The organism is Aquisalimonas sp. (genome assembly GCF_007120195.1).
GTDB lineage: Bacteria > Pseudomonadota > Gammaproteobacteria > Nitrococcales > Aquisalimonadaceae > Aquisalimonas.
Genome location: NZ_SKOG01000225.1, coordinates 1 through 9,349, shown reverse-complemented (window position 1 = coordinate 9,349; position 9,349 = coordinate 1). Strand labels below are relative to the sequence as shown.

Genomic DNA, 9,349 nt, shown 5'->3' with positions numbered 1-9,349 from the left:
GATTGTCGCGGCCCTGACGGCCCCTGGCGGCGTTGCGCCTCCTCGCCGTAGTCCCCGCTACGCCTCGTCGGCGCGCCTTGCCAGGAACCGTCAGGATCCACGCCAATTTTCGCAACGTATTCACGGGACAGGACACTAGTGTATCTCTCCCCGCGGGAGCACCCAAAACCTGTCGGGCCGTGTTCGGCCGCCGCTGCGTGGCGGGGGCATTTGCTACACTGTAAATGTGGCGCTGCATTATGCGGCCCACCTGCTTGAATGTGCTGTTGGACAGTGATCTTTGGCACGAAGGAGCCGATGGTGGTGGCACTGACGGGGCGCGCATCAGTGATGGTGGCGCATGTTATCGGGGGGGCGCTGATCGCGCTGGCGGGGTACCCCGCACTGGCCATGGCGGCGGATACCGCCCCGGAGATTGCCTGGAAGGATCGCGTGGAAGTGGCCGCCGGGGATGCCTACCGCGGCCCCTGGCGCATGAACGACTCGGAGTTTCGCTACGTCGACGACCCCTCCATCGCCCTCGATGACGACGGCGATGCCGGCGTTATCTGGGCCGATCAAGAGAATCAGGATCTCTACTTCCAGCGCTACGGAGCCGCCGGTGAGCCGAAGTTCGACGAGCCCGTGAACGTCTCGGGCAGCCCCGGGATATTCTCCTGGCTACCGCGCGTTGTGCTCTCGCGTCACGAGCCGGACCACGTCTATGTGCTTTGGCAGGAAATCATTTTCTCAGGCGGGTCCCACGGCGGCGAGACGCTGTTCGCCCGTTCCACCGACGGTGGCCGCACCTTCGGCGATCCGATCAACCTCTCGGAGACGACCGCCGGCGCCGGCAAGGGGCGCCTGACAACCCATCGTTGGGACAACGGCAGCCTGGATATCGTGGAAGCGCCGGAGGGAACATTGCACGTCGCCTGGACCGAGTATGAGGGGGCTTTGCGGTTTGCACGCTCCACCGACGGTGGCGAGACATTCAGCGAACCGCGGCGCATCGCCGGCGGTGAGGACGCCCTTCCGGCCCGTGGCCCCTCCCTGGCAGCCGACGAACAGGGGAGCGTGTACCTGGCCTGGACGGTTGGTGAAGACCAAACCGCAGATATTCGCTTGACAGCCTCCAGGGACGCCGGCGAGACGTTCAAAGAACCCCGCGTAGTGGCGGCAACGCAGGGCCATGCGGACGCGCCGAAAATCGCGTTGGACGCCGAGGGGGTCGTGCACCTTGTCTATATGGAAAGTGCCGATGGCCCCTTCCAGCCCGCGCGCGTCCATTACACGCGCGGCCGGGGAGGCGACGGCTTCCACGAGCCAATGGACATCTCGGCTGAGCATGGGGAGCGATTCGACAGCGTCGCCTTCCCCTCCCTGGCGGTTGCAGGGGAGAGTGTTTATGTGCTCTGGGAACTCTTTCCGGATGCGGCACGACGGCCGAGCGGGCTTGGCCTTGTACGCTCGCATGACGGCGGCGAGCGATTTTCCGCGCCGGAGACTGTGCCCGGCACCGATGATACGCGACTGGGGTTCAACGGTAGCCTTCAGGGGCTCTTGATGCGCAAGCTGGCCGTGAACGAAGCAGGAGACGTTGCAATCGTCAACAGCACCCTCGAGCAGGGTGAGGGCAGTTACGTCTTGCTAATCCGGGGCACGCGCACAGCAACCGACTCAGGAGCAGTCCATGACACGTCGAGTGACGTTTCTCAGCGCTGAATCACTTCGCCAGCGCTATGCCGCCGGTGATCTCTCGCCCGCCAAAGTGACGCGCAAGGTCCTGGAGCGGGTCGACCGGGTGAACCCCTCATTGAACGCATTCGGACCCATCTATCGCGACGCGGCGCAGCAGGATGCAGGGGCCTCCACGGAGCGCTGGCGCCAGGGGCAACCCCTGAGCCCGCTCGATGGGGTGCCCGTGAGCATTAAGGACATCGTCGCCATGAAGGGCACGGTCACGCGCAGCGGCTCCCTGACCACGGATCCGGAACTCGCCGCCCCGGAGGACTGCCCAGCGGTGGCGCGCCTGCGGGAGGCCGGAGCGATCCTGTTTGGCAAGACCCACACGCCGGAGTTCGGCTGGAAGGGTATGACCGACAGTCCGCTCCATGGGACGACGCGCAATCCTTGGAACCCGGAGCATTCCCCCGGCGGGTCCAGCGGTGGAGCCGGGGCCGCGTTGGCCGCGGGGATTGGGCCGCTGGCGTTGGGCACGGATGCTGGTGGCTCCATCCGTATTCCGGCGAGTTACTGCGGTCTGTTCGGCATCAAGCCCACCTTCGGCCGCGTACCCCATACGCCCAATGACAGCCCCTACTGCACGCTCTCCAGTACCGGCCCACTGGCCTATACCGTGCGCGACGCCGCGCGCATGCTGACGGTGGTGAGTCAGTGGGACCATCGCGACTGGTACGCCTGTGCGCCGCAAGAGATTGATTTCGAGCACGGTTTGGACAATGGTGTGCGCGGCCTCCGCATCGCCTACAGCCCGGGGCTCGGTGGTGCGGTGGCGATGCCCGGTGTGATCAAGCTGGTGGATCAGGCAGTGCACAGGTTTGAGTCTCTGGGCGCGACTGTGGAGGAGGTTGGTCCGCTGATCGATCCGTTGCGCCCGGTGTTCGAGGATTACTGGAAGGCTGGGTTTGCCTATATCCTGCGGGGCATCCCGGAGCAAAAACGAGAGTTGCTCGACCGCGGATTCCGCATGCTGGCGGAAGAGGGCCTGGAGGTGGGCATCGAGGCCTACTACGCGGCGCAGGTGGCACGGGCGCGGTTGGGGGTCACCATGGCGGCCTTCCACCAGGACTACGATCTCCTCGTCACCCCGACCATGCCGACGACGGCGCCGCGGGCGGACGTGGTGTATCACTCCTCGGCGTTCGACCGCTGGGAGCACGCCGTGCCCTACACCGTGCCGTTTAACCTCACCGGGCAGCCGGCGGCCTCTATTCCCGTGGGGCTCGATGACGGCTTGCCCGTGGGCATGCAAATTGTCGCCGGTCGCTTCCGCGAGCGAGCGGTGTTGCAGGCCGCGCAAGCCTACGAAACCGAGGTGGTCTCCGGGCTGGCTCCCATCGTGGACTGAGACCAAGGCCACGCCGACATGGCGCTGATCGCTTGCCGCTACGCCTACCGACATGCGCCGCCATTCGCGCGACCCTGCAGAGTTATCGGCGCCGGCCCGGCCCGCGGCCGGGACAGACCGGCCGAACTGCGGCAGGCGCCGGTGCGTTATGCAACGAGCCTGTCGATGCGGCGGCCAGCCGCCTCAAGCGCTTCCCGGCTGGTTTCCTCGCCCATGGCGAGTCCTTCGGCGCGGATGAAATGCACGTCCGTGATTCCAAGGAACGCGAGGAAGTGCCTGATGTAAGGTACCTGGAAGTCGAGCTCGGTTCCGGCGTACTGCCCGCCGCTGGTCACGAAGATATACGCCGTCTTGTCACGCAGCAAGCCTTCGGGGCCGTCGGCGGTGTAGCGGAAAGTTCTGCCAGCCCGCGCCACGTGGTCGAACCACGCTTTGAGGGTTGAGGCGACGTTGAAGTTGTAGACCGGTGCGGCGATAACCAGGACATCCGCTGCCTCCAGCTCTTCGATGACAGTGTCGGCAATTGCCGCCTCCTGCGCCTGCTCGGCGGTGCGGCGTTGCGGATCGGTCAGTGCGGCGCTGAAGCGCTCGGCCGGAAGGTGGCGCAGGGGCGCTGCGGCCAGGTCGCGGCGGGTGACGCTCGCACTTGGCGTGCGCTCGCGCAGCTGTGCCACGAATTGGTCGGCGAGTTGGGACGATTGGCCATCGTCGCCGAAGACGCTGTTGTTGATCTGCAGGACTGCGGTCATGGTGGAACTCCTTCGTTTGTGGACGGTGCAGCTATTAAACAAGTTGGCGTATCGATTAAAAAGCGCAAATAATCGCCTCAAACAATCGACTGGATCGATAGGATATGGGACCAAGAATCTCACTGGAGCAGTGGCGAGCCCTGGTGGCGGTGGTGGAGGCTGGCAGTTACGCCCGCGGGGCCGAGGTGCTGTACAAGACGCAGTCAACAGTCAGCTATGCCGTGCAGCGCATCGAGGACCAGCTTGGCGTGCCGGTGTTCCGGATGGAGGGACGCCGGGCCGTGCTGACCCGAGCCGGCGCTGTGCTCTATCGTCGGGGGCGCTTCCTGGTCGAGGAGGCCGGGCGCGTGGAGCGTGCGGCTTCCCGCCTGGCGGGCGGTGTGGAGCCCGAGCTTGGTCTGGGCGTGGAAATTCTGTTTCCCACCTGGCTGTTGCTGCAGTGTCTCGACACATTCGCCGCCGATTTCCCGCAGACTCGGGTCGAGCTGTTCGAGACGGTGCTCGGCGGTGGCGAGGAGCTGCTGGAACAAGGTCAGGTGGATCTTGCCGTGTGCTCCCGCGTGCCGCCGGGGTTTGCCGGCGACCCGCTGATGCATATTCGCTTCGTTGCCGTGGCCGCGCCGACGCATCCGCTGCACCGCATGGATCGGTCGCTGACATTGGCGGACCTGCGTGCGCACCGCCATTTGGTGGTGCGCGATAGCGGGGCGCGCCGTGAGCGCGAAGGCGCCTGGGACGTGACAGAGCAGCGCTGGACGGTCAGCCACAAGGCCACCTCCATTCGTGCCGCCTGCATGGGGCTCGGTTTCGCGTGGTTTGCCGAGGGTATTATCCGCAACGAGCTAACCAGCGGGGCGCTACGCCCGTTACCCCTGGAGCAGGGCAGCGAGCGTTGGGGGGCGCTGTATTTGGCCTACGCGGACCCGGACGGGTCCGGGCCCGCGACACAGCGGGTGGCTGAGCTGTTGCGGCAAGCCGCGATGCAGGCCCCTGCCGGGGGCGGCGCCTCGCCGGATCCTCAGCGGTGATGCTCGAACCTCCCGCCGCCGAGCCGCTTCGCCCGGTACATGGCGGCGTCTGCCCGATAGATCAGCGTGGCGGTATCTTCACCGTCGTCGGGGAAGACCGTGATCCCGAGGCTCGCCGTTAATTGCAGCTCATGGCCGTTCGCGATAGCGGTCTCGGCGAGCGCAGAGAGCATCTTCTCGGCAATGAGCGCCGCGTCGGCGGCCTGGCTGATCTTTGTGAGCAGAACCAGGAACTCGTCGCCGCCATAACGGCTGACGGTGTCCGATTCCCGCACAGTGGATTGCAGGCGCCGGGCCACGTGCTTCAGGACCTCGTCGCCGACCCCATGGCCCAAGGTGTCGTTGATCGCTTTGAACCGGTCGATATCGATAAACACGAGCGCGAGGCGCGTGTTATGGCGACGCGCCATGGCCATGGCGCTCTCCAGCCGGTCGAGCAACAGTGCTCGGTTGGGAGTACCGGTGAGGGCATCGCGCTGACTTGCCTGGGCGAGCGCCCCCATGCTCTGCAGCGCCTCCTCAGCCATCATCTGGGCCTGAAGCGCGGTGAGCAGCAGGTGTTCGTTCACCTCCAGGAGGTCGGCAGCGGTCACCTCGCCCCTGACAACCTCACCGCTCGGGTCGTCATCCCCCACGGGATCGAGCAGGCGTTGCGCCAGCGGCCTGCCGACCAGGCTGGCGAGGAGATCGTCGAAGGTTCGTAGCAGGGCCTCATGCCCGGCGGCTGCCTGCTCGCTGGTTTGCCGTGACAGGGCCCTGTGCAGGGCGGCGAAATCAGCGGGACCGAGGATGCTCTCCTGGGCACCGGCCAACCAGGGATGCTCCTCACGCGCGAGCTGGAGGCTCCGTTGATACAGAGCGGCGAAGCCGCGCTTGCCCATGACCGGCTCGAGGGCGCTCGCGATGCGCCGCCACCTCAGCGCAGCCTTGTCGGCGATCTGAGCGACACTGATGCCCTTGACGGTAACTTCAGTCAACCTGTCTCGCATCTGTTAGGTCTCAAGCCCGCCGCGTCGATCCATCTGCAAAGCTTACACGGCGGCGTGATCTCGCATTGTTCGGTACCGAACGAACGTGCCAGTGCCGGGTGCATCCCGCGCCCCAAGCATCGCGAGGGATCCGCGCTCATCGAAGGTGCTCTACCGTACAGAAACCCCGAGCACAGCGAGGCATTCTCCAGAGGCAGTATTGCAGCGGTTTGGTCTTATTGCCGTCCGCTTGGTGCCTTCACCACTGCTGGAGAGTTCAATGGCACTCGCTGTCAGCACGTCCGTCGTTAATCGTCTGCTGGACGCTTTGCCCGATAAGGTATGCCAGAGCATTCACATGCAGAGCGAACTGGTCGACCTTGCCTGCGGTGACTTGCTCTCTGCGCCTGGCGAGCGAATCCAGGATGTCTATTTCCCAACCAACAGCTTCATCTCCCTTGAGGCGTCGGTCAATCATGGAGTTTCGTTGGAAGTCGCGTTGATTGGCAACGACGGCATGCTGGGACTCCCTCTGATGCTGGGTACGGAGACCGCTTCGGTGGTCGCCCGCGTGCAGGGTGCCGGTGGTGCCTGGCGGATACGGGCCGAGGATTTCAAGCGCATCGTCCGCCATACACCGGTCTTGAGGCGCGAGCTGGACAGGTATACACACGTGCTGATGGCACAGCTTGCGCAAACCGCCGCCTGCACTTGCTTCCACCTCCTGGAGCCCCGCCTGGCGCGTCGGCTGTTGATGGCACATGATTGCGCGAATGCAGATTATTTCTATCTAACGCATGCCCGGCTTGCCGGAATTCTGGGTGTGCGCCGCAGCGGTGTGACGACAGCTGCAGGCGAGTTGCAGCGTCGAGGATTGATACACTATAGCCGTGGTGGGATCACGATCCTTGATCGGGAGGGGCTGGAGCGGGCGGCATGCTCATGCTACGCAATGATGCACGCGGCCGACAGGTCCTCCCCCGATAGTCAAGCGTCCCTGCTGCAGGCCCTTGGCTGGCCAACCAAGAAAATGAAAGCCTAAACCAGTCACTTGCCGTCCCCGGGGTGCTCCCGGTGAAGAAAGCAGGTGCGCGCGTTTCCCCACCGCGTTGTGTCCGCGCCGCAGGCGATGGTCATTGCTGCGGTGGGCAGCATGATCCTGCGCTCAGAATCGATAGCGTATCCCCAGCGCAAGGAAGTTCGAGCCACCCTTGACGCCGTAAACGCCGAATCCACCAGAGCGATGATGCACCCGGCCCGCCAGGCTCACGCGTTCACTTCCGGGCACCTGGACAGCGATTTCGAAGTGCATGTAGTGGAGCAGATTGCGCGTCTCGTCCTCCAGCGGAGGCCGTTGCGAAGCGAGCGATACACCCTGGCCGAAGGAGACACTGGTATCCAGCCAGCGATCCCAGGGAAAGCGGGTCCAGCGCGCCGCTATGGCCAGGTTTGCCTCCCAGAGCGACTGCAAACCCCAGTGGTGGTAAAGCTGAGTCTCTGCTTCCCAGGCGACAGGATCAGGCCCGCGACCAAGGTATCGGCCCAGCACAGCCCCACCCATATAAGAAGAGCGCAGATCGCCCCCGTCCAGTGCCAGAATCTCCAAAAACCGGCTGTCGTCGAACTGACCGACGAAAGCCGTGCCCGACCAGCGGTGCGCCCCATCGTGGCTGGGTCCGGATGCATGCGCCGGCAAGCCCAGCATCAGGGTCAGCAGCATCGCGAGGCTGACCAAAGTGGCTGGCCAGCCCCCGATAAGCGGCAGGTCACGGCGCCTGACGAGAGATGGGGAAATGGTACATTCCAACACTCGCTGTGCGTGACTGGTGCTCGACTGAAACGTTGCCATGTGCTGACCTAAGCCTATTTGGAACCCGCCACCCTAACGCGTATGACAGGCATATGGATCACTGGATACTGACTCAAGCCCTGGGGCGTGGAAAGGCTGTTGAGGATCGTTTCGAGCGGCTCACCTTTACGCGCCTGGTGGATACGGTAGCGGGTTATCCCCGCGGTAGCGTGGTTTTGCCCGATGGTTCAATCGTCTCGGGGTACCCCTCAATCGCCCGTGTTCAGTCGCTGGCGGCGGGTCTTCGCCGGCACTATTCCGGGCCGTTTTGGGCCGAGGAAAAGATCGACGGGTTCAATGTTCGCATCGTTCGCTACGGGCAGACGCACTATGCGTTCAGCCGCGGTGGGTTCGTCTGCCCCTTCAGCACGGACAGGTTGCCGGATCTGATGGACCCGGCCGTGTTCGATGAGGACCCTCAGCTTGTTCTCTGCGCGGAGATCGCCGGACCGGAGAACCCCTACCTGGAGGGGCATCCGCCGCAGGTCGCCGAGGATGTCGCGCTGTTCGCATTCGACATGATGCACCGCGCCCGTCCCGGTTTTGTGTCCCAGGACGATAAGATGCGCCTGATCGCGCGATACGGCCTGCCGGCGACGCGCATTTTCGGGCGCTATCAGCCGGAGGACACCGAACCGCTGCAGCAGCTGATCTTGCAACTGGACGCGGAGGGCAGCGAGGGGTTGGTGTTCAAGGGCGAGGAGGACGGCAGCCGGGCAAAGTATGTGACCGGCCGCTCGAATGTGTCTGATATCGCCCTGTGCGGTGACCAACTGCTGGACCTGCCGCCGGAGTACTTCACCAACCGGCTGCTGCGCCTGGCGCTATTCGCCAGTGAAAACGGCCAGGTTGGCGATGCGGAGCTTGAGCGCAGTCTCGGGCGGGCATTTATCGCTGGCGTCGCGCGGGCGGTGGAGCGCAGCCGGGAGGTGGGCCGGGTGGGCGTGCCGTTCCGATGCCGGTTTCGGCAGCGCCGTAATGCCGAGCACTTCATTGCGCACATGAAGGCGACCGGCGGCAAGCGCATCATGATCGCCGAGGATATGCCCCGCCGCGAGGGCCGATACTGGGTGCTGGAGTTCGAGCGTGTGCTCGAGCGCATGACCGGCACGCTGGCGAATACACTGGCGGGGGCGTCGCAGTACGACTAATGCCGCGGTCCTGGCTGTCAACGCTGCCTGTCGGCCAGGTTCTCCATGACGCGGCGCAGGTAGGCGGCTGTGACCAGCTTGATGCCCATGCGGTTACCCAGCTTGCGCATGCCCTGGTCGGCGCTGGCAAGCTCCGCGTCCAATTCCATGGCGAGGAGCACGGCGTCCACATCTTCGCGGGAGTCCACGAGCCCCTTGCGCATCGCCTCGCGAAACCGCTCGCGTAAATGGGTGATGAGCTCTGGTGGCATGTCGGTGTGCGCACCGGCCCGCTTTGTGTGCTCCTCGGCGATGCGCAGACCGCGGTCGATGCGCGTGCGAACCTCGTCGATGAACTCGTAGAGGACCTCGCTTGGGATGTTTATGGAAAACCGCCGCGGTGACCGCACCCAGATCTCCGTCTCCACGTCACCGGCGAGCGCCGCATCGAGTTCCCGCATGGTGCGGAGTTCCTCGTACACGGAGAGCGGCATGTAGAACTCCGCTGGGCACTGCCGTGCCAATCGCAGAAAGGTCTGCAGCACCTCCGTGGCG

The 9,349-nt window shown here is 64.7% G+C and carries 9 protein-coding genes; 5 read left to right on the top strand and 4 right to left on the bottom strand.

The features are described from left to right. Positions 1-303 precede the first annotated feature (303 nt). Positions 304-1,704 carry a sialidase family protein gene (locus tag QZT63_RS16230; protein WP_290652540.1) on the top strand — a complete coding sequence of 467 codons (1,401 nt, stop codon included), beginning with the start codon at positions 304-306 and terminating at the stop codon, positions 1,702-1,704. Continuing rightward, positions 1,673-3,070 (top strand): amidase, encoded by a 1,398-nt coding sequence (locus QZT63_RS16225; RefSeq protein ID WP_290652539.1) that lies wholly within the window; start codon positions 1,673-1,675, stop codon positions 3,068-3,070. The genes QZT63_RS16230 and QZT63_RS16225 overlap by 32 nt, the downstream gene beginning before the upstream one ends. A gap of 146 nt (positions 3,071-3,216) precedes the next feature. Here the strand turns inward: QZT63_RS16225 and QZT63_RS16220 are convergent, their stop codons facing one another. Further along, entirely contained in the window at positions 3,217-3,819 is a 603-nt protein-coding gene (locus QZT63_RS16220; RefSeq protein WP_290652538.1) for an NAD(P)H-dependent oxidoreductase, read from the bottom strand. Positions 3,820-3,923: 104 nt separating this feature from the next. On the opposite strand from QZT63_RS16220, the gene QZT63_RS16215 reads away from it, so the two are divergent. Beyond that, positions 3,924-4,847 carry a LysR family transcriptional regulator gene (locus QZT63_RS16215; RefSeq protein ID WP_290652537.1) on the top strand — a complete coding sequence of 308 codons (924 nt, stop codon included), beginning with the start codon at positions 3,924-3,926 and terminating at the stop codon, positions 4,845-4,847. On the opposite strand, the gene QZT63_RS16210 is transcribed toward QZT63_RS16215, so the two are convergent. Continuing rightward, a complete protein-coding gene (locus tag QZT63_RS16210; protein ID WP_290652536.1) occupies positions 4,838-5,824 on the bottom strand; it encodes a GGDEF domain-containing protein in 987 nt (328 codons plus the stop codon). The two genes, QZT63_RS16215 and QZT63_RS16210, sit on opposite strands and share 10 nt — an antisense overlap. Before the next feature lie 271 nt (positions 5,825-6,095). Here QZT63_RS16210 and QZT63_RS16205 point away from each other — a divergent pair, with 271 nt between their 5' ends. Then, a complete protein-coding gene (locus QZT63_RS16205) occupies positions 6,096-6,857 on the top strand; it encodes a Crp/Fnr family transcriptional regulator (RefSeq protein ID WP_290652535.1) in 762 nt (253 codons plus the stop codon). A gap of 123 nt (positions 6,858-6,980) precedes the next feature. On the opposite strand, the gene QZT63_RS16200 is transcribed toward QZT63_RS16205, so the two are convergent. Next, positions 6,981-7,535: a hypothetical protein gene (locus QZT63_RS16200; RefSeq protein ID WP_290652534.1), complete on the bottom strand. Its 555-nt coding sequence runs from the start codon at positions 7,533-7,535 to the stop codon at positions 6,981-6,983. 182 nt (positions 7,536-7,717) lie between these two features. Here QZT63_RS16200 and QZT63_RS16195 point away from each other — a divergent pair, with 182 nt between their 5' ends. After that, positions 7,718-8,815, top strand: a complete 1,098-nt coding sequence (locus tag QZT63_RS16195) for an RNA ligase (protein ID WP_290652533.1) — start codon at positions 7,718-7,720, stop codon at positions 8,813-8,815. Between the two features lie 17 nt (positions 8,816-8,832). Here QZT63_RS16195 and QZT63_RS16190 read toward each other — a convergent pair. After that, positions 8,833-9,349 (bottom strand): RNA ligase partner protein (locus tag QZT63_RS16190; protein WP_290652532.1); only part of this gene is annotated, 517 nt, incomplete at its 5' end.